17 protein-coding genes are annotated in these 21,647 nt (G+C 58.8%); 10 read left to right on the top strand and 7 right to left on the bottom strand.

What is annotated here, in order from left to right:
- Positions 1-131: 131 nt before the first annotated feature.
- Complete coding sequence (locus RYB66_RS00320; RefSeq protein ID WP_005757457.1) at positions 132-1,169, bottom strand: ABC transporter substrate-binding protein; 1,038 nt, start codon at positions 1,167-1,169, stop codon at positions 132-134.
- A gap of 233 nt (positions 1,170-1,402) precedes the next feature.
- On the opposite strand from RYB66_RS00320, the gene RYB66_RS00315 reads away from it, so the two are divergent.
- The 7 genes from RYB66_RS00315 to RYB66_RS00285 all read left to right on the top strand — a co-directional run bounded on the left by RYB66_RS00315 (position 1,403) and on the right by RYB66_RS00285 (position 10,278).
- Positions 1,403-2,218 carry a class II aldolase/adducin family protein gene (locus RYB66_RS00315; RefSeq protein WP_316893527.1) on the top strand — a complete coding sequence of 272 codons (816 nt, stop codon included), beginning with the start codon at positions 1,403-1,405 and terminating at the stop codon, positions 2,216-2,218.
- 70 nt (positions 2,219-2,288) lie between these two features.
- Positions 2,289-3,197 carry a glutaminase B gene (gene glsB / locus RYB66_RS00310; protein WP_002553827.1) on the top strand — a complete coding sequence of 303 codons (909 nt, stop codon included), beginning with the start codon at positions 2,289-2,291 and terminating at the stop codon, positions 3,195-3,197.
- Between the two features lie 80 nt (positions 3,198-3,277).
- Positions 3,278-4,354, top strand: coding sequence for a DUF1615 domain-containing protein (locus RYB66_RS00305; RefSeq protein WP_316893547.1), 1,077 nt, complete (start codon positions 3,278-3,280; stop codon positions 4,352-4,354).
- Between the two features lie 300 nt (positions 4,355-4,654).
- Entirely contained in the window at positions 4,655-6,466 is a 1,812-nt protein-coding gene (locus tag RYB66_RS00300) for an ABC transporter ATP-binding protein (RefSeq protein ID WP_004665547.1), read from the top strand.
- Positions 6,467-6,553: 87 nt separating this feature from the next.
- Positions 6,554-7,591: an NADP(H)-dependent aldo-keto reductase gene (locus RYB66_RS00295; RefSeq protein ID WP_057402263.1), complete on the top strand. Its 1,038-nt coding sequence runs from the start codon at positions 6,554-6,556 to the stop codon at positions 7,589-7,591.
- Between the two features lie 67 nt (positions 7,592-7,658).
- Positions 7,659-8,459 carry an SDR family oxidoreductase gene (locus tag RYB66_RS00290; RefSeq protein ID WP_005733527.1) on the top strand — a complete coding sequence of 267 codons (801 nt, stop codon included), beginning with the start codon at positions 7,659-7,661 and terminating at the stop codon, positions 8,457-8,459.
- Positions 8,452-10,278, top strand: a complete 1,827-nt coding sequence (locus RYB66_RS00285; protein ID WP_316893526.1) for a glycoside hydrolase family 15 protein — start codon at positions 8,452-8,454, stop codon at positions 10,276-10,278. The genes RYB66_RS00290 and RYB66_RS00285 overlap by 8 nt, the downstream gene beginning before the upstream one ends.
- A 48-nt stretch (positions 10,279-10,326) precedes the next feature.
- On the opposite strand, the gene RYB66_RS00280 is transcribed toward RYB66_RS00285, so the two are convergent.
- The 5 genes from RYB66_RS00280 to RYB66_RS00260 are packed head-to-tail and all read right to left on the bottom strand — an operon-like array spanning position 10,327 to position 16,271.
- Positions 10,327-11,754 (bottom strand): DUF2723 domain-containing protein, encoded by a 1,428-nt coding sequence (locus tag RYB66_RS00280; protein WP_010192038.1) that lies wholly within the window; start codon positions 11,752-11,754, stop codon positions 10,327-10,329.
- A 53-nt stretch (positions 11,755-11,807) separates the two neighbouring features.
- Positions 11,808-12,773 (bottom strand): lysylphosphatidylglycerol synthase transmembrane domain-containing protein, encoded by a 966-nt coding sequence (locus RYB66_RS00275; protein WP_316893525.1) that lies wholly within the window; start codon positions 12,771-12,773, stop codon positions 11,808-11,810.
- Positions 12,770-13,510, bottom strand: a complete 741-nt coding sequence (locus RYB66_RS00270) for an SDR family oxidoreductase (RefSeq protein WP_005783095.1) — start codon at positions 13,508-13,510, stop codon at positions 12,770-12,772. Before RYB66_RS00270 ends, RYB66_RS00275 begins: the two co-directional genes overlap by 4 nt.
- A complete protein-coding gene (locus tag RYB66_RS00265; RefSeq protein ID WP_005783094.1) occupies positions 13,507-14,823 on the bottom strand; it encodes an FAD-binding protein in 1,317 nt (438 codons plus the stop codon). The genes RYB66_RS00270 and RYB66_RS00265 overlap by 4 nt, the downstream gene beginning before the upstream one ends.
- A complete protein-coding gene (locus tag RYB66_RS00260) occupies positions 14,820-16,271 on the bottom strand; it encodes a UbiA family prenyltransferase (protein WP_005783092.1) in 1,452 nt (483 codons plus the stop codon). The genes RYB66_RS00265 and RYB66_RS00260 overlap by 4 nt, the downstream gene beginning before the upstream one ends.
- 371 nt (positions 16,272-16,642) lie before the next feature.
- Here RYB66_RS00260 and norR point away from each other — a divergent pair, with 371 nt between their 5' ends.
- Positions 16,643-18,193: a nitric oxide reductase transcriptional regulator NorR gene (norR, locus tag RYB66_RS00255; RefSeq protein ID WP_016980409.1), complete on the top strand. Its 1,551-nt coding sequence runs from the start codon at positions 16,643-16,645 to the stop codon at positions 18,191-18,193.
- 116 nt (positions 18,194-18,309) lie between these two features.
- On the top strand, positions 18,310-18,534 hold the full coding sequence (locus tag RYB66_RS00250) for a DUF6555 family protein (RefSeq protein WP_004658504.1): 225 nt from the start codon (positions 18,310-18,312) through the stop codon (positions 18,532-18,534).
- A 22-nt stretch (positions 18,535-18,556) separates the two neighbouring features.
- On the opposite strand, the gene RYB66_RS00245 is transcribed toward RYB66_RS00250, so the two are convergent.
- Complete coding sequence (locus tag RYB66_RS00245) at positions 18,557-19,975, bottom strand: MFS transporter (RefSeq protein ID WP_005744198.1); 1,419 nt, start codon at positions 19,973-19,975, stop codon at positions 18,557-18,559.
- 316 nt (positions 19,976-20,291) lie between these two features.
- On the opposite strand from RYB66_RS00245, the gene RYB66_RS00240 reads away from it, so the two are divergent.
- Positions 20,292-21,599, top strand: a complete 1,308-nt coding sequence (locus RYB66_RS00240; RefSeq protein ID WP_161938286.1) for an Nramp family divalent metal transporter — start codon at positions 20,292-20,294, stop codon at positions 21,597-21,599.
- The last annotated feature ends 48 nt before the right edge of the window (positions 21,600-21,647 follow it).

Raw genomic sequence — 21,647 nt, 5'->3', positions numbered from 1 at the left:
CCGCTCTTGATTCTGGCCGAAGGCCGTGGGAGCGGACCGGGCGACGCTCCCACGCCCTCCGGGCAGAAGCCCGTCATCCGGACTTGTCTATACGCCGAGCGACTGTTGCGTATAAGGATCAGTGCGAGAACTCAACTGCCCTGCAACGGGGTGGCATCCTGAAAGAAGTAATCCTTCCACGACGCCGGCTTGTTCTTGATCGCGCCGACACGGTACAAAAACTCGGCCAGCGGGTAGGTGTTCTTCGGCGTGATGGTGAACTGAAACTCCGGCTGATCAATGATCTTCAACAGTTCGGCACGGTCGATCTTCGCCTTGGTGACGCGCAGGTAGATGTCGGCGGCAGCACCAATGTCTTTGCTGACAAAAGCTTCTGCCTCGGCCAGCGCTTCAATGAAGGCCTTGTAGGTTTTCGGGTTTTCGTTGCGAAATTTCTCGGTGGCGAACAGTACGGTGGGAGAGTTAGGCCCCAGCAGGTCATAAGTGTTGAGCACGACATGCACGTTGGGGTTTTTCAGTTCCTGATCCTGATAGGGCGGGTTGGAAAAGTGCCCGGTCAATTCGGTGCCGCCCGCGATCAGGCTGGCGGCGGCGTCCGGGTGCGGCAGGCTCAGGGTGTACTTGTCCAGGCGTGCGTATTCCTTATCACCCCAAAGTTTTGCGGCGGCGAATTGCAGGTAGCGTGACTGCACTGAAACACTGACTGCCGGCACCGCGATGCGGTCCTTTTCGGTGAAGTCGGCGATGGTTTTGACGTTGGGGTTATTGCTCACCAGGTAATAGGGGAAGTTGCCCAGCGATGCGACCGCCTTGACGTTCTGCCTGTCCTTGGTGCGGTCCCAGATGGTCAGCAACGGGCCAACCCCTGCACCGGCAACATCGATGGAGCCCGACAGCAGCGCATCGTTGACCGCCGAACCTCCGGACAGTTGGGTCCAGTCCACCTTGATCTCCAGGCCGTCTTGCTTGCCGTGTTTCTCGATCAATTGTTGATCGCGCACCACGTTGAGCAGCAGGTAGACGATGCCGAACTGCTCGGCGATGCGAATTTCGCCTTCAGCCTGTGCGCTGGCGGGCGCAATCAGCGTTCCGGTCAGTAGCGCGGCACTAAGCCCGATGGCCGCTGCCAGACGGCTGAAACGAGGTAGAAAGGGGGCAGGTTTTGACATGCATGGCTCCAAAACGGAAACGAAATTTTCTGGAGCATATAGCTATATAAAAATTTATTTAAATAACCTTAACGAATATGAATAGACCGCCTGATGCGCTTGGGAAGCCTATACACCAGTCGTTCTTAATATTCTTGTTTTTTATAATTAGCTTAGAAGTAAATGTGATTTTTAATTGATTTGTAATGCGCCTAGTCTGGCTGGCCAGTCAGCAGTCACCAAGGAGCAACATTATGAGCAACGTCAGCGCTTTGCCACTCCAGCCAGGTACTACGCCGTCGGGTGGCGGCAGTGTGCGTGACAGGGTTTCGCCGCAGGAATGGGAAGTCCGGGTCAAGTTGGCGGCGGCCTATCGGCTGGCCGCGCTCAAGAGCTGGACCGACCATATCTATACGCACTTCTCGGCGCGGGTACCGGGGCCGGACGAGCACTTTCTGATCAACGCATTTGGCCTGTTGTTCGATGAAATCACCGCATCCAATCTGGTCAAGGTCGACATCGACGGCACGATTGTCGATGACCCGACAGGGCTGGGTATCAACTACGCCGGTTACGTGATTCACAGTGCCATTCACGCTGCGCGCCATGACCTGCAAGCGGTGCTGCACACCCACACCCGTGACGGTATCGCAGTGTCGGCGCAAAAGGACGGACTGCTGCCGATCTCCCAGCACTCCATTGCCTTCTCCGGGCGCGTGGCCTATCACGGTTACGAAGGCATTGCGCTGGACCTGAGCGAGCGTGAACGACTGGTCGCGGACCTGGGTGACAAGAGCGTGATGATCCTGCGCAATCACGGCTTGCTCACCGGCGGGGTGAGTGTAGAGCACGCATTCCAGCAGCTGCATGCCCTCGAGTACGCCTGCAACATCCAGATTGCGGCGCAGTCTGCCGGCAACGCAGAGCTGGTGTTTCCGCCCCGGGAGGTCATCGCCAAAGTGGAAGAGCAGGCCAAGGCCATTAAGGACGGTAATGGTCCAGGTGTCGCCCGACACTGGAATGCGCTGATCCGCGAGCTGGAGCGTAGCGGCACCGATTACCGGGACTGAGCCTGCAACACAGTGATGCGAGGCGCCTGGGGTTGGTGTAGTGTGCGCAGCCAAAACAAGGGGCGCACACATGCAAGACCTGCTGAACGAAATCCTCGATGAAGTAAGACCCTTGCTTGGTCAGGGCAAGGTGGCCGATTACATTCCGGCGCTGGGCGGGGTGCGGCCTGATCAACTGGGCATTGCGGTGTACGGCAACGACGGCCAGGTGTTCAGCGCCGGTGATGCCGAAACGCAGTTTTCGATACAGAGTATTTCCAAGGTGTTCAGCCTGGTGCAGGCCATCGGGCACTCCGGTGAGGACATCTGGCAGCGCCTGGGGCACGAGCCCTCCGGCCAGCCGTTCAACTCGCTGGTGCAGCTGGAATTCGAACGGGGCAGGCCGCGCAACCCCTTCATCAACGCCGGCGCGCTGGTGATCTGCGACATCAATCAGGCACGGTTTGCGGCGCCGTCGCTGTCAATGCGTGACTTCGTTCGACGCCTGTGCGGCAACCGGGCGATCACCTCCGATTCCAAAGTTGCGGAATCCGAATACCAGCACCGTTCGCGCAACGCCGCAGCGGCCTATCTGATGAAGTCCTTCGACAATTTTCATGGCGATGTGGAAGACGTGCTACGCAGCTATTTCCACCATTGCGCGCTGAGCATGAATTGCATTGATCTGGCCAAGGCCTTCGGTTTTCTGGCCAATCAGGGCTTCTGCACTCACAGTGGCGAGCAGATACTCACCGCACGCCAGGCCACTCAGGTCAATTCGATCATGGCCACCAGCGGTCTTTACGACGAAGCCGGTAACTTTGCCTATCGCGTCGGCCTGCCAGGCAAGAGCGGAGTAGGGGGTGGTATCGTTGCGATTGTGCCGGAGCGCGCTTCGGTCTGTGTGTGGTCTCCGGAGTTGAACGCGGCGGGCAATTCCCTTGTCGGTATGGCTGCGCTGGAAAAACTCAGCGCGAGGATCGACTGGTCGGTGTTTTAAAGCCTTCTGAAGTGAACGGTGCGGTAAAGCGCGAACCTGGCAGGAGTCATGGATTGAATCGAAGGCTAAGCAAATCGCTCATGCTGAGCGTCGGGCTGCTGGTGCTGGCAGGTTGTGGCACCCAGAGTGTGCAGGAACCGGAACTGAGCCCGGAACAGGCGCGTGCGCAGATCGTGCGCCTGATGCCTGCCACTGTTACGGATCGGCAGGCTTGGGCAACGGATATCCATGCCGCATTTGCCGCGCAGAAAATTCCGATGACCACTGAAAACCTGTGCTCGGTACTGGCTGTGACCGAACAGGAGTCAACCTTTCAGGTCGACCCTGCGGTGCCGGACATGGGCCGCATTGCCCGTGCCGAAATAAACCGCCGCGCGGCGCGCTTGCATATCCCCAATGCGTTGATAGCCACGGCATTGCGCGTACGTTCACCAGACGGCAAGACCTATGGCAAGCGGCTCGATTCAGCCCGCACAGAGAAAGACCTCAGCGCGATCTTTGATGATTTCATCGGCATGGTACCGCTGGGCCAGACACTGTTCGGCAATTTCAACCCGGTCAAGACCGGCGGCCCGATGCAGGTCAGCATCGCCTTTGCCGAGAAGCATGCGGAAGATTATCCCTACACGGTGGATGGCTCGATCCGACGCGAAGTCTTTACTCGCCGTGGCGGCATGTATTTCGGCATCGCTCATCTACTGGGTTACCCGGTGAACTACACCCAGTCCCTGTACCGCTTTGCCGATTTCAATGCCGGTTGGTACGCCAGTCGCAATGCCGCGTTTCAGAACGCGGTGAGTCATGCGACCGGCATCGAGCTGGCGCTTGATGGCGATCTGATTCGTTTCGACTCCACCTCGCCAGGCTCCACCGAGCTGGCAGTGCGAACCCTGGCTGACCGGCTGGGCATGAACAAGTCACAGATATGGAACCAGCTCAAGCAGGGCGATACCCTGGAGTTCGAAGAGACCGATCTGTACAGCAAGGTGTTTGCGCTGGCGGACAAGGCAGCAGGCAAGCCCTTGCCAAGAGCCATCTTGCCCGGCATCACCCTGAAAAGCCCGAAAATCACCCGCAACCTGACCACCGCCTGGTTCGCCGAGCGCGTCGACGACCGCCGCGAACGCTGTGTGCTGCGTGCGCCGAAGGGAGGGTGAGTCCGGAATAAGCGATCACACATCGATTATCGTTACCGCGCTCCGCGTGGTAATGCAGTTCGTGACGCTCCGCGTCACACATTAGAGCCTTGACACCTGATTCAGGCCGTACCAGATGCAGGCCTGAGCTCCGGTTACGCCTGCTGTTTCACCAGACTGAAGATATGTGACGCAGAGCGTCACGAACTGCATGCCAACGCGGAGCATTGGCACGATAGTCATCTCAAGGCTTTGTGTATAACGATGAGCGCTCCAGTGAACTGCCCCCTATATGTAAGGCTCTTCAGGATTTTTTAACGTATGCCGGTTTTCAAACGCTTCACGTCGTTCATGCAGCAGGCCTTACGGGCCATGCATCTGGTCTGGACCACGTCCCGAGCGCTCTCCGTTGGCTTGATCGTTGCCACGCTGGTGGCAGGCTTGCTGCCCGCGCTGGCCGCCTGGCTGGGGCAGCGGATTGTCGATGCGGTGGTCAGTGCCATGCAACTGCATGCCAGCACTGGCGAGGCTCCTTTATGGCCGGTGTTGCGTTATGTGTTGCTTGAGGCCGGTGTACTGGCCCTGCTGGCCGGTGCGCAACGCGGGCTGTCGGTGCAGCAGGCGCTGTTGCGGGTGTTGCTGGGGCAGAAGGTCAATACGTTGATTCTGGAGAAGGCCCAGACCCTGTCACTGTCGCAGTTCGAAGACTCGGAGTTTTACGACAAGCTCGTGCGCGTCCGGCGTGAAGCCTCGACACGGCCGCTGGCACTGGTGACCAAATCCCTGGGATTGCTGCAAAACCTCATTTCGCTGATCAGCTTTGCCGTACTGCTGGTGCATTTCTCGCCCTGGGCGTTGCTGATTCTGGTGCTCGGCGCATTGCCGGTGTTCTTTGCCGAGGCGCATTTTTCCGGCGACGCGTTCCGCCTGTTTACCCGGCGTGCTCCGGAAACCCGTCGGCAGAACTACATCGAAACACTGCTCTCCCACGAGGGCTACATCAAAGAGGTCAAGCTGTTCGGCTTCGCGCCGCTGCTGCTCAAACGATATCGCGACACCTTTGAACGGTTGTATGCCGAAGACCGCCGCTTGACCGTGCGCCGTGATGGCTGGGGCTTTCTGCTCGGCTTGCTGGGCACTGCTTCGTTCTATCTGGCGTACGCCTGGGTGGTGGTCGATGCGGTGCATGGGCGTATTACCCTGGGGCAGATGACCATGTACCTGGTGCTGTTCAAGCAAGGGCAGGCCGCTGTGAGCAGCAGCCTGAGTGCGATCAGTGGTTTGTACGAGGACGGGCTGTACCTCGCCGACCTGTACATTTACCTCGGTCAGCCGGTCACGCCGTCTGCTGGCAGCCTGACCCAGGGTGCGCTGCCCGGCGATGGCATGCGTTTCGAGAACGTCAGCTTCACTTACCCTGGCACCAGCCGCGCAGCACTGGAAAACATCGATCTGCATCTTGCACCGGGTCGTAGCGTGGCGCTGGTGGGCGAGAACGGCTCGGGGAAGACCACCCTGATCAAGTTGCTGACGCGCCTTTATCAGCCCGACCAAGGCCGCATTCTGCTGGATGGCAGCGATCTGCAGGACTGGGACGAAGACGCCCTGCGGTCGCGCATCGGCGTGATTTTTCAGGACTTCATCCGCTATCAGTTTCTGGTCGGTGAAAACCTCGGGGTCGGCGATACCCATGCCTTTCACGACGAAACCCGCTGGCGCGAAGCCGCTGCGCAAGGCATGGCAGCGCAGTTTATCGAACAGCTCGACAAGGGTTACGCCACACAATTGGGGCGTTGGTTCGCAGGCGGTCAGGAGCTGTCCGGCGGGCAGTGGCAGAAAATCGCGCTGTCACGCGCCTATATGCGCCGCGATGCCGATATTCTGATTCTCGATGAGCCCACTGCCGCGTTGGATGCCGGGGCAGAAGCTGCGGTATTCGAGCACTTTCGCGAGTACGCCAAGGGACGCATGACGCTGCTGATTTCCCACCGTTTTTCCAGTGTGCGCAACGCCGAACATATCGTGGTGCTGGAGCATGGGCGGGTGCTGGAGCGCGGTGATCACGACAGCCTGATCGCCGCCGCAGGGCGCTACGCCGCGCTGTTCGATCTGCAGGCGCAAGGCTATCGTTAGATAAAAAGTGTTGCAGTGAATGACCAGTCGGCGTTTTATGGGAGCCCTGTTTCAAGCTGTATCTTTTTGAATCAAACGGAGACATCGATGCAATTTCGTAAATTGGGCAAAACCGATCTGTCGGTCAGCGCGATCTGTCTGGGCACCATGACCTGGGGCGAGCAGAACACCCAGGATGAAGCATTCGAACAGATTCGTATGGCCAAGGATGCCAAGGTCAACTTCCTCGACACGGCAGAAATGTACCCGGTGCCGCCGCGTGGCGAGACTTACACCAAGACCGAAAGCATCATCGGCGAGTACTTCAAGAAGTACGGGGACCGCAACGACTGGGTACTGGCCAGCAAGGTCGCCGGTCCAGGTCGCATGGATCATATCCGCGATGGCAATCCGCGGCTTGACCGCAAGAACATCACTGCGGCGCTGGAAGCCAGCCTCAAGCGCCTTAATACCGATTACCTGGACCTGTACCAGTTGCACTGGCCGGATCGCAAGACCAACTTCTTCGGCGTGCTGGGTTACACCCACGACCCGGATGATCAGGCTGTCGAAATCGAAGAAACCCTGTCGGTTCTGGGCGATCTGGTCAAGGCGGGCAAGATTCGCCACTTCGGCCTCTCCAACGAAACGCCATGGGGCACTCAGCGTTTTCTGCACCTTGCCGAAACCCTCGATCTGCCACGTGCTGTCTCGATCCAGAACCCCTACAACCTGCTTAACCGCACCTTCGAAGTGGGTCTGGCAGAAATCGCTATTCGCGAACAGATCGGCTTGCTGGCCTATTCGCCACTGGCGTTCGGTGTGTTGGCCGGCAAGTACCTGGACGGTGCACGTCCGGCTGATGGCCGCCTGACCCTGTTCGAGCGTTTCCAGCGCTACAACAACCCGCAGGCCGTCACTGCCACAGCCAAGTATGTCGCGCTGGCTCGCGAGCATGGTCTGGATCCATCGCAGATGGCGCTGGCCTATGTCACCAGCCGTCCGTTCGTGACCAGCAACATCATTGGTGCCACGAAACTGGATCAACTGAAGATCAATCTGGAGAGCATCGACGTCACGCTGTCCGACGAGGTCATCGCCGGCATCGAAGCCATTCATACCACTCAGCCCAACCCGGCACCCTAAGCCGAACTGAACTTACTTTCAGCCTCGTCAGTCAGCACTAGTACGCTTACTCCGAGGCTGAAATTCGATGCATATCTCACTCAAGCAACAAGTCGCTATCGTCACCGGAGCCAGTTCCGGTCTCGGCGCGGGTGCCGCGCGAGCGCTGGCGGACGCCGGGGCGGCGGTGGTGATCAATTACAACTCCAAGGCTGAACCTGCCGAGAAGCTGGCTGAAGAGATTCGCGCAGCGGGCGGTCGCGCCCTTGCTGTCGGGGCCGACGTGTCGAAAGAAGCAGACGTCGAGCGCCTGTTTGCGCAGACCATCGAGCACTTTGGCGCATTGGACATCCTGGTCGCCAACTCGGGCCTGCAAAAAGACGCAGCCATCGTCGACATGAGCCTGGAAGACTGGAACACGGTCATCAATGTCAACCTGACCGGGCAATTTCTCTGTGCCCGCGCGGCGTTGCGCCAGTTCATCAAGCAAGGCATGCGCCCTGATGTGTCACGGGCGATGGGCAAGATCATTCACATGAGTTCGGTGCATCAGTTGATCCCATGGGCCGGGCACGTCAATTACGCTGCATCCAAAGGCGGCGTCGATCTGCTGATGCGCAGCATTGCTCAGGAAGTCGGCGAACTGAAAATTCGCGTCAACAGCGTCGCGCCGGGTGCTATTCGCACGCCGATCAATGCCGATGCGCGCAAGGGCGACGCCGAGAAGGAAATGCTCAAGCTGATCCCTTATGGCCGTATCGGTGAGCCTGAAGACGTCGCCAATGCCGTGCTCTGGCTGGCCTCCGATGCCTCGGATTATGTGCACGGCACAACCCTGTACATCGACGGCGGGATGACCCTTTACCCGGAGTTCCGTGGCAATGGCTGACTTTCCTCAAGAAGCGCAAAACCGTATCGAAGACCACGGCATCATCGGCGATATGCGCAGCGCCGCGTTGATCGCCAACACCGGCAGCATCGATTTCTGCTGCTGGCCGGATTTCGACAGCCCGTCAATTTTCACCGCGCTGCTGGATACGCCCGATGCCGGGATCTTTCAGCTGGCGCCCGATTTGCCTGACGCCAGGCGGCTGCAGATCTACCTGCCGGACACCAATGTCCTGCAAACCCGCTGGATTTCCGAGGACGCGGTGGTGGAAGTCACCGACCTGATGCCGATCGGTGAAGATCAGGACGATCTGCCGCGCATCGTGCGCAGGGTCCAAGTGCGTTTTGGCGAGGCCACCATTCGCATGCGCTGCCGGGTACGCATGGACTACAGCCGTGCTGAAACCACCGCTCGCGTCGATGGCCAGGACATCTGTTTCAAGGCCGAAGGGCAGCCAGGCATGCGCTTGTCGGCTGCTACGCCGCTACAGCTGGACCAGCAGGACGCTGTAGCCGAGTTTCACATGCATAAAGGCCAGACCGTCGAGTTCATTCTTGGCGGTATCGACGACCCGAACGTGGCCGCAGGCAAATGCTCGCGCTATTTCGACGACACACTGAAATTCTGGCGGCGCTGGGCCGGGCAATCGCAATACAAGGGCCGCTGGAGTGAAATGGTCACTCGTTCGGCGCTGGCGCTCAAGCTGCTGACCTCGCGCAAGCATGGCGGCATTGTCGCAGCCGCGACGTTCGGTCTGCCGGAAACCGAGGGCGGCGAGCGCAACTGGGACTACCGTTACACGTGGATACGTGACGCATCATTCACCGTGTATGCGTTCATGCGCCTGGGGTACACCGATGAAGCCAATGCCTTCATGAGCTGGGTGCGCGGGCGACTGGATGACTGCTGTGAACAGACCGAGAAACTCGGCATTCTGTATGCCCTCGATGGCCACGCAGAATTGCCGGAAGACAATCTCGATCATTTGTCCGGCTACGGCGGTGCTCAGCCGGTACGCATCGGCAATGAGGCCTACAAGCAGGTTCAGCTGGATATCTATGGCGAACTGATGGACGCCGTCTACCTGGCCAACAAGTATGGAGACGCTATTTCCCATGATGGCTGGCAGCATGTCGTTCGCCAGGTCGACTACGTGTGCGAACACTGGAGCGACCGCGATGTGGGCATCTGGGAAATGCGCGGTGGCGATCAGCATTTTCTGCATTCGCGGCTGATGTGCTGGGTTGCACTGGACCGGGCACTGCGCCTGGCGTTCAAGCGCTCGCTGTCGGGGCCCTTCGAGCGCTGGACCAGGGTACGTGAAGAGATCCACAACGACATCTGGGAGAGTTTCTGGAACGAAGACCTGGGCCACTTCGTGCAGCACAAGGGCAGCCGCAATCTGGATGCCTCAATGCTGCTGATGCCGCTGGTACGCTTTGTCGGTGCCAATGACCCGAAGTGGCTGGCGACGCTGGACGCCATCGAGGCAGCACTGGTGCGTGACGGGATGGTATTCCGCTATCGCAACGATGATGATCACGATGACGGACTGGCAGGCGAAGAGGGCGCATTCGTTGCCTGTTCGTTCTGGTACGTCGAATGTCTGGCCCGTGCCGGTCGGGTCGAGCAGGCGCATCTGGAGTTCGAACAATTGCTGCGTTACGCCAACCCGCTGGGCTTGTACGCCGAAGAATTCGACGCGCATGCTCATCATCTCGGTAATACACCGCAGGCCCTGAGCCATCTGGCGTTGATCAGCGCGGCCAGTTTTCTGGACCGCAAACTGGGCGGCGGGCAGGCGCTCTGGCAGCCTTGAGAGTATGCGCGAATGTGTCATGAATGTGAGTCAGAGGTTCATTCATGATCAGTTCGCCTGCAATGAATATCCTGCCGGCTGTTCTTCCAGCCGGTAGTTCTGTGTAAGCGTCCCGCAATAGCTCAACCGTGGCAGATAGACGCCGTTGCTGTTCAAGGCCGCTCGAATGGCAACGTTGTCGTCGCACATGGCCAGCCTGCGACCGCCAAGCAGCCCGATGGCTTGCCCGGAGCGCATGGCACCCATCGGTGTCCAGTCGGCGATGATCAACGCACCGTTGGGCACGACCTGTTCATAGGCGCGCACGAACTGCTCGGCAGAGCGGTCGCGCAGGTAAGGCACCATGAAATAACGGATATCGTCGCGATAGGGCAGCTTCTCCTTATGCTCAGGAAAATGTATGACCCCGTTTGCGTAAAGTGAATACGCCAACAGAACCACTGTCGGCGAGGACAATACCGAGAGATTGAGCAAGGTGCTGCGTGTCACATTGTGTGGCAAAACCCGCCGCAGCTGAATCATGCCGATGATGCTCAGCATCGCCACGCCGGGTAGAAAAAAGGTGAAACGGTCGGTCACGTTATAGGAAATGGCAAAAACCAGATTCAACAGCGCCGCACTCCACAACAACCGCAGCCGACTCTCCTTGGGAAACAGCAGCAGCCCCGCCAACTGCGGCCCTATCAGTGACAGCAGCACCAGTATGGCTGCGTTCCTTTCCTCCAGGAGTTCGTCGAAACGCAACAGGCTACCCTCCCACTCCGGCCCCGCAATGGTCGCGGACGCACCGGTCAGGTAACGTCGAGCAATATCCAGCAGGCCCAATCCGGTGTTCAGGTCATTGAACACCGCGACAGCCGCCGCTGCGAAGCCGAGCATGAAGCCGGGCAGGGTGATCAAAACGCGCGCTTTATACAGGTACAGCAGATGCAGGTACAGCGGCAGCAGGACCACGAAGGTCAGTTGATGAGTCGAGGCCGCCATTCCAGTCAGCACGCCAATCATGAACAGCTTTTTCAGCGGCGTCAGACGGTTACTGTCATTGAACTGCAGCGTATAAGCCAGCAGTACGAACAGCGTGTGCAGCAGGTAAACCTCGGCTTTGGTCGACACCCAGAACACTCCGTGCGCCAATACCGTCGCTGCGCCAGCGAGTACGGCCTGACGTTGCCCGGCGCCGAGGCTTTGCGCCAGTCGATAGACAATCCATGCCAACGGCACGAGGAGTAACGAATTCAGCAGGCTGAGCGCGCGTGAGCCGAACAGTGTGAAGAATACCGAGTTGAGCAGTTGATAAAGCGGATGCTCCAGCGGTCCGAGCGACTGACTGAAATAATGGCCTTCGCGGGCGTTGGCCAGAAACATGCCATTGTCCATCCATTGCACCGGCCCGCTGGAGGCCAGAAAACTTGCGGCGATGGCGGCACCCAGCAGAAACAGGGGCATGGCAATCGAGGTGCGCGAATCGGGTGGCATTGAACAGCTCCTCCGTAGGTGAACAAAAGGTGTCGGGTGCCTGCTTTACTGCCTCAAGGCTGACGTCCCGGTGCTGCAGCGTTGAATCGGGAAAGCATCACGGCACCGATCGCCACTGCGAACCACAGGGTCGCCAGACGTATCAGCAGCGTGGCGGCAATCGCGTCGGCCCCAGGCATGCCCTTGAACATCAGCAGCCCGACCATCACTGCTTCGGCACTGCCCAGGCCACCCGGCATGAAGCTCAACGCTCCGGCGAGCATTGCCAGTGCATAGGTGAACACGGCAAACGTCAGTGGGATCTGCGCGCCCATCCAGCCAAGCATCCAGTAAAACGCTAGTGCCTCGGCGCTCCAGGCAAGCAGACTGAGCAGGCTGGCGGTCAGCAACACTCTCCCGTGCAGGCATTGACGGGCGGCGAGCAGGATGTCGAACAGCTGCCGCCGCAGCCTGTGCAGTCGTGTGCTCTTCTCCGTCGGCAGCGCACCTCGCATGCGCTTTAGCAAATGACCCTGAGACAGCACCAGCAGCCCCGCCAGAACCAGCGCCAGGCCGATAAAAATCATGGGTTGCGCCTGCGGGTACCACGACAGACCGAACAGCGTCAGCAGCACGATGGCCAGCAGATCGGACAGGCGTTCGCTGAAAAATGCAGCAAAACTTTGTGGGTACGGTACGCCCAGCGGCCTGAGTAATACGCCACGCAGTGCTTCGCCGGCCTTGCCGGGCGTGGTTGTCAGGGCGAAGCCGGCCAGGTAGATCCGCAGGCTTTGCCGCCAGGCAAGCGGATGCCCCAGCACCTCAAGGTAAAGCTGCCAGCGTCCGAAGCGCAGCGCGTAGTTGATTGCCGACATCAGCAAGACCAAGCCAATGCCCTGCGCCCCGACCTTGCCGGTTGCTGCGCTGACTGCCTGCCAGCCGCCCCACAGGGAAAATCCCAGATAGCCCAGTGCCGAGACGACGACCGACAGCAGCACCGCCCGATAGCGCCAGCCTGACAGCAGCGGCATGTCGCTCAAAGGTCGAGCCTTTTGAATAATGGCTGTGGAATCGCGCGAATCACCCACATGATCCATGCCCAGAAGCCCGGCGCATAAAGGCTTGTAGACCGGCGTGCGATGCCCCTGACGATGCGCTCGGCAACAGCTGCCGGTTGCGCAACCAGCAAGGCAGGCAACGGCAGGCCGTGGGTCATGGGCGTGTCGACAAAACCCGGCTTGATGGTCACTACGTGTACGCCGAGTTTGAACATCCGCGCCTGCAACCCGTCGCAGAACGTCGAGACGGCAGCCTTGGCCGAACCGTACAGGTAATTGGAAGGGCGTCCTCGATCACCAGCGACGGAGGAAAGCACTGCCAGTGTGCCGCAGCGCTGCACTTCGAAATGCCTGGCCAGCAGGGTCAGCAAGGCAATAACCGATGCACCGTTGGTGATGAATTCCTGTATGGCCAGGCCTGCGTATTGCTCGCAGGCCTTCTGGTCGGGCAGGGTGCCGTGAGCCAACAGGACGATATCGATCTGCCCCAATGCAGCCAGACAGTCGGCCAGCATCGCCGGGTGCTCTGAAAAGTGCGTAACGTCCAGTCGGTGTGTGTCGATACGCCCGGCACCGCGCGCCTTGAGATCGGCTGCATTGCTGTCGAGCTTCTCCATGTCGCGCGCCACCAGAAAAAAATCACAGCCCTGCGCGGCCCAGAGTCGGGCACAGGCGTGGGCGATGGCTGATGTCGCGCCGATGATCAGAATTTTTTTCATGGCATCACTCGTTTCCAGAAGCGGGACATCAAGGAAGGGTCACGCAGGGCTTCAAGTTGCTCCCAGGCTGGATAGGCCTGGCGGAAATCGCTCCCGGTCATGTGTGCATCTTTTGCCGGATATAGACGTCCACCCGCTTCACGGACAATGGCATCCAGGCGTGGGAACAGTGTTTCGGCCAGCTCGCGCGTCTGCGAAAAATCCAGTGCCAGCGAAGTACCCGGCATCGGGAAGGACAGCAGCCCCGGCGAAGCGATATCGCCGCAGCGCTTGAGTACCGCAAGGAATGAACCCCGGCCCGATGCAGCAATCGCATCGAGCAGCAGTTGCATGGCCTTGGGCGCGCAATGCTCGGGGATCACGCACTGGTATTGCTGAAACCCTTTGCGACCATAAAGACGATTCCAGTGCCGGATGCGATCCAGCGGGTAGAAGAACGCTTCGCACGCGCTGCGGCGGGCCTTGGCCTGTTGTGGATGGGCGTGCCAGTAGATCGAATTGAATGCACGCAAGGACAGATGGTTGACCAGTGAAAGCGGGGCAATGAACGGTATGCTCAGACGCTTGGGCGCATCGACCGTTAGCGACCCGTAACGAGCGTGGTCGCCGACGATGTACACGCCACGGCCGCTATTACTGCCTCGCGCCAGGCAATCAATCCAGGCCACGCTGTATTCGTGCTGCGCGTCCAGCTCGTGCGACAGGGTAAAAAATTCTGCCAGATTGGCGAAGCGCACCACCGTGCTGTTGATCTGACTGGTACGGATCGGCATCAATTGCAGCTCGACCCGACTGATAACGCCGGTCAAGCCCAGGCCGCCGATGCTGGCAGCGAAAAACAAAGGGTTTTCCACGGCCGAACAAACCATCGGCGGCTCGCCATGACGGATCAATTCGAAACGCATGACATGACAGCCGAAGGTGCCGCGTAGATGATGATTCTTGCCGTGCACGTCGTTGGCAAGTGCGCCGCCTATCGTCACAAACTGCGTGCCCGGTGTGACCGGTAGAAACCAGCCGCGCGGGATTGCTGCCGCCAGCAGTTGTGACAGGGTCATGCCTGCTTCCAGTTGCACCACGCCGTTCTGCCAGTCTGCGGCGATGAAGCGATCCAGCTTGCGCATGTCCAGTACGTGACCACTGCTTGCCAGACAACTGTCGCCGTAGCTACGGCCGTTGCCGAACGGCAGGCTGGTGTGATGATGCGCAAGTGTTTCCGAGATGTGCGCCGGCAAGCGATTTACCGCCTCACAGTCATGACCTTGCTGGGCAACCTGCGGGTAGCGCCCCCAGGAGTAGAGAGGCGCGCTCATGCGGCGATCCAGAACACCAGCAGGAACAGAAAACCGATCCCCTGGCTGATCCGGTCGCGGATTGCGAAAACTACCGGGTCCTCGTTCATCTGGCCGCGATGGGTGAGCATCCAGATCCGGGTGATCCAGAACAACAGCAACGGGCAGGCCAGCCAGATCACATGCGGATGCTGATACAGGGCAACCGTCGCGCCCTCATGGATGTAAAGCGCCAGGACCATTACCGCCAGATTGCCCGACGATGCACCCAGGGAGGCGATCATGTCCAGATCGCCCGGGTAGTAGCCGCGGCCGCGTGTCTTGACGGTCACATCGCACAGCCTCGCGTCGCGCAGTTCGGCATAGCGCTTGACCAGCGCGAGGCTGAGAAACAGAAACATTGAAAATGCCAGAATCCAGAACGTCAGCGGCAACTGAAACGCCGCTGCACCGGCCAGGATGCGCGTGGTGTAGAGCATCGCCAGAACAATGACGTCCACTGCCATGTGGCGCTTGAGGTAAAGCGAGTAGACCAGCGTCAGCAAGTAATAGGCAGCCAGCACCGCCGCAAATTGCCATGGCAACATGATTGCCGCGCCGGCGAAGGCTGCTGCGAGCAACAGCGGGATCACCAGTAAGCCGGATTCGATCGACAACTGACCGCTGGCGAACGGGCGCTCGCGTTTGCTTCGATGGTGGCGGTCATCTGCCAGATCAAGCAGGTCATTGAGCAGGTAAACGCTTGATGCGCAGAGCCCGAAACACAAAAACGCCAGCAATCCGTCGAGCAGCAATTGCGTGCTCTGGACTTGGTGAGCCGCGAGCAGGGGCACAAAAATCAGTGTGTTTTTCAGCCATTGGTGGAGGCGCAACGCCTTGTACCACGCACTGCGTCGGGACGATGTGGATTTGATCACCTGTTCGACGTTTCCTTGTGCCCGCGCCGCGCGCTCCACACCTGCGAGCGGGCTGGCGACGATGGCCTTGCGTGAGACTTTCCAGATGCACAGGTCGTCCCGGGAATTACCGATGTAATCAAAGCCGCCCTCACCATAATGGCTGACCAGCAAATCGCGTTTGCGATGGGCAGAAAGATTGGTTTTACCGTCCGAGGCCCAGACCTGATCAAACATTTGCAGGTGTGCTGCAATCTGGTTGGCAAGGGTTTCGTGAGAGGCCGTTGCCATAACCACCCTGCGCCCGTGCTGCCGACTGGTCTGGATATAAGCGATGACCGCAGCATCGTAGGGCAGTAACGCAACGTCGATGTCGGTGCCCAGAGCCAGCCCTTGCTTGAGGGGCGCCTTGCCTTGTAACAGCCAGGTAAAAATCCTGAATACCTGTAGTGGTCGGCCGCGGATAAAAGCTACTGCGGTTTCAAACAGCAAATCTGAACGCAGCAGCGTTCCATCGAGGTCGACAACCAGAGGTGTATCAACCTCAAGAACTCCTCCTTGAGTGCCGGGCATGAACAGTTGCTCCTGTAAAAGTGAGCGCACTATGGAACAAGACCGGACAATCGCCACATCAATAAAATTAAACGATATCCATCATTCAGCCGTGCCTGTGGCGTCAGGAAAATTAAGGATCGGGCAACTGTAATTGCATGAACGCTATTGATTCATTGATTGACCAAATAACGGAATCTGGTACGGAAACTGTAAAGTTAATGAGTCATTTCAGAGGGCTGATTAACGGCGGTAGCTCTGATTCGCGCGTTGATACAACGTGTTCGACATACGGTGCCAGAACGGGCGAGCCTGGATAAACATCGCGGTGACCACTTATTCAGCCTGGCGAGTCATAATGACGCCTTTGTTGGCCGTCTGCTGGAGTCGTAATGACCCACCCCCTGTTGCGTGAGCTGATACCGTTGGTGTCCGACCTGTCCAGAGAACTGCCGGACGAAGAGCGTTATCGGCGTCTGCTGTGCTCGCTGCGCCACTGGCTGCCTTGCGACGCTACAGCACTGCTCAGGCTTGAAGGTGATGTGTTGATTCCGCTGGCGGTCGACGGTCTCAGCCCGGACGCGCTCGGTCGTCGCTTCCGGGTCAGCGAGCATCCTCGCTTCGAGGCGTTGCTTGCGAGTGACGGGCCGCTGCGCTTTGCTGCCGATTGCGATTTACCGGACCCTTATGACGGGCTGGTCGACGGTCATGGCGCGTTGGAAGTGCATGATTGCTTGGGCTGCGTGCTGTCTGTTCAGGGGCGGCCCTGGGGGCTTATTACCCTGGATTCGCTGGACCCCTCCAGCTTTGGCAGCGTCGATCTGGATAACCTGCAGGCCTTCGCCAGTCTCGCGGCGGCAACGGTCATGGCGGGCGAGCGCATCAACCAGTTGGCGCGGGGTTTTGAAGATCAGCGCCAGTTGGCCGAGGTCTACAAGCGCGCTGCCGGAGGGCGAGCGCCTCGCGAGCTGATTGGCCAGAGTGCGGTTCACCAGCGTATGCAGCAGGAGATTGAACTGGTCGGCAACAGCCCGCTGACGGTACTGGTCATGGGTGAAACCGGTGTCGGCAAGGAGTTGGTGGCCGAGTCCATCCATCTGCACTCGCCGCGGGCACACAAGCCGCTGATCAGCCTCAACTGCGCCGCGCTGCCTGAAATGCTGGTCGAGAGCGAATTGTTCGGGCATGTCAAAGGCGCTTTTTCCGGGGCGGTCAATGGGCGTAGCGGCAGGTTCGAGCTGGCGGATGGCGGTACGTTGTTCCTTGACGAGGTGGGTGAGCTGCCATTGTCGGTGCAATCCAAGCTGTTGCGTGTGCTGCAAAGTGGTCAGTTGCAACGGGTCGGTGCTGATCAGGAACACCATGTGGATGTGCGCATCATCGCTGCCACCAATCGTGATCTGGCCGAGGAAGTGCGCTCCGGCCGGTTTCGGGCGGATCTCTATCATCGATTGAGCGTCTACCCGCTGCTCGTGCCAGCACTGCGCGAGCGCGGACGGGATGTGTTGCTGCTGGCTGGCTATTTTCTCGAGGAAAACCGTGTGCGCATGGGGCTACGTGGGCTGCGCCTGAGCGCCGAGGCGCAGCGGCTGCTGCTCGCGCACCCCTGGCCGGGTAACGTTCGTGAGCTGGAGCACCTGATCAGCCGGGCGGTGCTCAAGGCGCTGTCTGCCCATCCGCAAAAGCCGCGCATCCTGACGGTCGAAGGGCCAGCGCTGGGTCTCGACGGCTCGGCGTCTGCCACGCCACTGCCCACGGCTGAAAAAGCCCTTTCAGCGGCTGCGCAGGGGGCAGGGCTTAAGGCGTCGGTGGATGCTTTTCAGCGTTCTTTGATTGTTGATTGTCTTGAACGACATCAAGGCCGTTGGGCAGAAGTGGCGCGCGATTTAGCGGTGGACAGAGCCAATCTCAATCGACTTGCCAAGCGCCTGGGTATTCGCTGATATATCCGAATGGGGATGTTCGTTGGTCGCCGATATTGAAAAAAGAATGAATTTCTTTGCAGTGAATGCAGTCACCTATACTTCAAGCCACTGCTGAAAAAAGGATCAGGCTTTCAATGGCACTTCCAAAGCATTACCGCATTGATTATCTGCTTAACGGTTCGTTCAAGAGTTTTTATATACGCACCGAGAATATGGACAACGCTGAAGCCTGGCACTGTGCAAGTGTCGACGCGGGTCTTGCGCGCATACCGAAATACCGTTTGGAGAAAGTCGCCAAAGTGTCCAAACCTTATGCGGAACACTTTGGTGTCACCAATGTGGAGTGGGCTCAGGCCTGAACCCACTCCTCGGTCAGTTCACTCAACGGTGGGCTATCTGCTCCAGCGCCAGATGGCGTGTACGTGGTCCGAACCGGCCAATGGTAATGATCACGATCAGCATGCTGCCAACGATGAACGCCAGTACGCCCGGTGTGCCGAAGTGGTCGAGGAAAATCCCGATCAGCAGGCTGCTGAACACCGTTGACAGGCGGCTGAACGAGTAGCAAAAGCCCACGGCACGTGCGCGGATGTTGGTCGGAAACAACTCGCCCTGATACGAGTGATAACTGAAGCTCAGCCATGCGTTGCAGAATGTGATCATGATCCCGCAGAAAATAAGGCCTGCCGCGCTGGTCTGGAAGGCAAACAGGCTGCCGAAGATCATCGCTCCCAACGCTGAGCCGACGATTTGCCATTTGTTCTCGAAGCGGTTGGCAAATTTCACGAACAGCAGCGGGCCGAGCGGGTAGGCCAGCGTGATCACGAACGCATACCCCAGGCTGTGTGTGACACTCAGGCCCTGGCCAGAAAGCAGGGCGGGCAGCCAGTTACCGAAGCCGAAGAAGCCAATGGCTTGGAAGACGTGAAATACGATCAGCATCAGTGCACGACGACGGTATGGCGGTTGCCACATATCAGCGAAGCGGCCGTTGCCTGACAGCGCGACTTTCTCCGGTTCAGGTTCATCCAGCGGCTTGCCCTGGTCTTTGATACAACGTGCTTCAATTCCGTCCATGATCAGTTCGGCTTCGTCGAAACGCCCCTGCTGCGCCAGCCAGCGAGGTGATTCTGGGAGTGCTGAACGCAGCCACCAGACAAACAGCGCAAATACCGCGCTGCCAATCACCACCCAGCGCCATCCGGAAAAGCCGAAGGGTGCCTGCGGCACCAGCCACCATGACATTAGCGCCACGCTGGGGACTGACAGGAACTGGATGAAAAATGCGAAGGCGAACGCCGAACTGCGTATGCGTTTGGGTACCAGTTCCGACAGGTAAGTGTCGATGGTCACCAGCTCGACGCCCAGGCCGATACCCACTACAAAGCGCATGCCTATCACGCCCAGAGCGGAGGTCTGCAGACCCATGATCACCGTGGCAATGGTGTACCAGATCAGCGCGAAGGTAAAAATTGCGCGGCGACCGTAACGGTCGGCAATCGGGCTAACCAGACTGGCACCGAAAAACAGACCCAGAAAGGTCGCCGAGGCAAAGGCTGCCTGATCGGAAAAGCCGAACAGGCCCTGGTTTCCCGTGGCAAAGATTCCGTCGCGAATCAGGCCGGGGCTGATATAGGCCGTCTGAAAGAGGTCGTAAAGCTCGAAAAAACCGGCGATAGACAGCAGGGCGACCAGTTTCCAGATAGTGGCAACCGCAGGCAGTCGATCAATTCGCGCCGAGATATACGCTGCCCGCAGCTGTTCGCCCTTGGGTGCACCTGTGCGAGGTGATGAGTTCATCGATGGCCATCCTGAGTTCTTGTAGATGCCTGAATGGTACTCTTTACAATTTGTAATGAATGGTCTTTTAATGCGGTTAATGGCCCCTAAAAGATTAATAATTGTTTAGTTGGTGCGGTTTTTGAGTGTTTATACCGGTTAGCTCAGGCTGTACGCCGTTGAAATAGCTTGAGATTAGCAATGCAGTGCCAGCCTCAAAGACCAGCAAGCGTCAAAACAGCAGGCATGAAGCCGCCAATGATGTATCAACATGTGTCGCAAAACCTTAGGATGAGGGTCTTGATTTTCTGCCTGTCGGGTTCCCGTGACGTACAAACTGCCCACCACTGCAACAGCCCCTTTCTGCCCATCGGCGACCACCGACAGCGTGACCATCCCGCCGAACGCATCCTTGCTACGCAAGATGATGCTGTTCGTGGGGCCAGGCCTGCTGGTTTCCATCGGTTACATGGACCCCGGCAACTGGGCGACGGCTATCGAGGCCGGTTCACGCTTTGGTTATTCATTGTTGTTTGTGGTGGTGCTCGCCAGTCTGTCGGGAATGGTCTTGCAAAACCTTTGTTCCCGACTTGGCATCGCCACCGGGCGTGATCTGGCGCAGCTGTCTGCTGCCCGCTACAGCCGTAATGTCGCCAAAGGCCAGTGGCTGCTGGCAGAGCTGTCGATCATCGCCACCGATCTGGCAGAGGTGCTGGGGGCGGCGTTGGCGTTTCATCTGTTGCTGGGCGTATCGATAACCACCGGTGTAGCGCTGACCGCTTTCGATACCCTGATCGTGCTGGCCTTGCAGGGCGCCAATTTCCGGCGTCTGGAAGCTATCGTGCTGGGGTTGATTGCAACCATTGCCAGTTGTTTTGCCATCGAGCTGTTTCTGATCAAGCCATTCTGGCCGGATGTGGTGGCGGGCCTGAAACCGAGCTGGGATGTACTGAGCAGCCAGGAGCCGCTGTATATCGCCATCGGTATTCTGGGTGCCACGGTCATGCCGCATAACCTTTATCTGCATTCGTCAGTGGTGCAGACCCGGGTCAATGGTGCTGATCTGGCCAGCAAGGCCACTGCCATTCGCTACGCCCGGCTGGACACCATTGGTTCGCTGAGTCTCGCGTTGCTGATCAATGCGGCGATTCTGATCCTCGCGGCTGCGGCGTTTCACAAGACCGGGCATACCGAAGTGGTCGAGATTCAGGACGCTTATCACCTGCTTGATCCATTGGTAGGCGGTGCCATTGCCAGCGTGCTATTCGGCGTCGCCTTGCTGGCGGCAGGGCAGAGTTCGACGTTCACCGGGACCATCGCCGGGCAAGTGGTGCTCGAAGGCTTTCTGCAGGCCAAAATTCCCTGCTGGCAGCGGCGCTTGATTACTCGCGCACTGGCACTGATTCCGGCGCTGATCGGCGTGATCTGGCTGGGCGACAGTTCGGTCGGCAAGATGTTGGTGCTCAGCCAGGTGGTGCTGAGCCTGCAACTGCCGTTTGCACTCTGGCCGCTGATTCGCTTTACCAGTGATCCGCAGTTGATGGGGCCGTTCGTCAACAGTCGGTTGGTCAAGATTGCCGCCTGGGGTCTGTTCGGTCTGATCTCGGCGGCCAATCTGACGTTGCTGTGGTTCTGGGTGAGCTGAACTTGATCGCCGTAAGTCACTCTCAAACCTGACACCAATGTTCGCTGT

This window comes from Pseudomonas syringae group sp. 243L2 (assembly GCF_032587875.1).
Classification (GTDB): Bacteria; Pseudomonadota; Gammaproteobacteria; order Pseudomonadales; family Pseudomonadaceae; genus Aquipseudomonas; species Aquipseudomonas amygdali.
Note: the sequence above shows the minus strand (reverse complement) of the source record. Positions and strands in the feature narration are given on the sequence as shown.

Bases quoted from the DNA above. Each gene is read 5' to 3' on its own strand.
- RYB66_RS00295 (WP_057402263.1), top strand. From the start codon at position 6,554: ATGCAATTTCGTAAATTGGGCAAAACCGATCTGTCGGTCAGCGCGATC.
- RYB66_RS00250 (WP_004658504.1), top strand. From the start codon at position 18,310: ATGGCACTTCCAAAGCATTACCGCATTGATTATCTGCTTAACGGTTCG.
- RYB66_RS00270 (WP_005783095.1), bottom strand. From the start codon at position 13,510: ATGAAAAAAATTCTGATCATCGGCGCGACATCAGCCATCGCCCACGCC.
- RYB66_RS00265 (WP_005783094.1), bottom strand. From the start codon at position 14,823: ATGAGCGCGCCTCTCTACTCCTGGGGGCGCTACCCGCAGGTTGCCCAG.
- norR (WP_016980409.1), top strand. From the start codon at position 16,643: ATGACCCACCCCCTGTTGCGTGAGCTGATACCGTTGGTGTCCGACCTG.
- glsB (WP_002553827.1), top strand. From the start codon at position 2,289: ATGCAAGACCTGCTGAACGAAATCCTCGATGAAGTAAGACCCTTGCTT.
- RYB66_RS00300 (WP_004665547.1), top strand. From the start codon at position 4,655: ATGCCGGTTTTCAAACGCTTCACGTCGTTCATGCAGCAGGCCTTACGG.
- RYB66_RS00245 (WP_005744198.1), bottom strand. From the start codon at position 19,975: ATGAACTCATCACCTCGCACAGGTGCACCCAAGGGCGAACAGCTGCGG.
- RYB66_RS00320 (WP_005757457.1), bottom strand. From the start codon at position 1,169: ATGTCAAAACCTGCCCCCTTTCTACCTCGTTTCAGCCGTCTGGCAGCG.
- RYB66_RS00315 (WP_316893527.1), top strand. From the start codon at position 1,403: ATGAGCAACGTCAGCGCTTTGCCACTCCAGCCAGGTACTACGCCGTCG.
- RYB66_RS00285 (WP_316893526.1), top strand. From the start codon at position 8,452: ATGGCTGACTTTCCTCAAGAAGCGCAAAACCGTATCGAAGACCACGGC.
- RYB66_RS00280 (WP_010192038.1), bottom strand. From the start codon at position 11,754: ATGCCACCCGATTCGCGCACCTCGATTGCCATGCCCCTGTTTCTGCTG.
- RYB66_RS00260 (WP_005783092.1), bottom strand. From the start codon at position 16,271: ATGCCCGGCACTCAAGGAGGAGTTCTTGAGGTTGATACACCTCTGGTT.
- RYB66_RS00290 (WP_005733527.1), top strand. From the start codon at position 7,659: ATGCATATCTCACTCAAGCAACAAGTCGCTATCGTCACCGGAGCCAGT.
- RYB66_RS00305 (WP_316893547.1), top strand. From the start codon at position 3,278: ATGCTGAGCGTCGGGCTGCTGGTGCTGGCAGGTTGTGGCACCCAGAGT.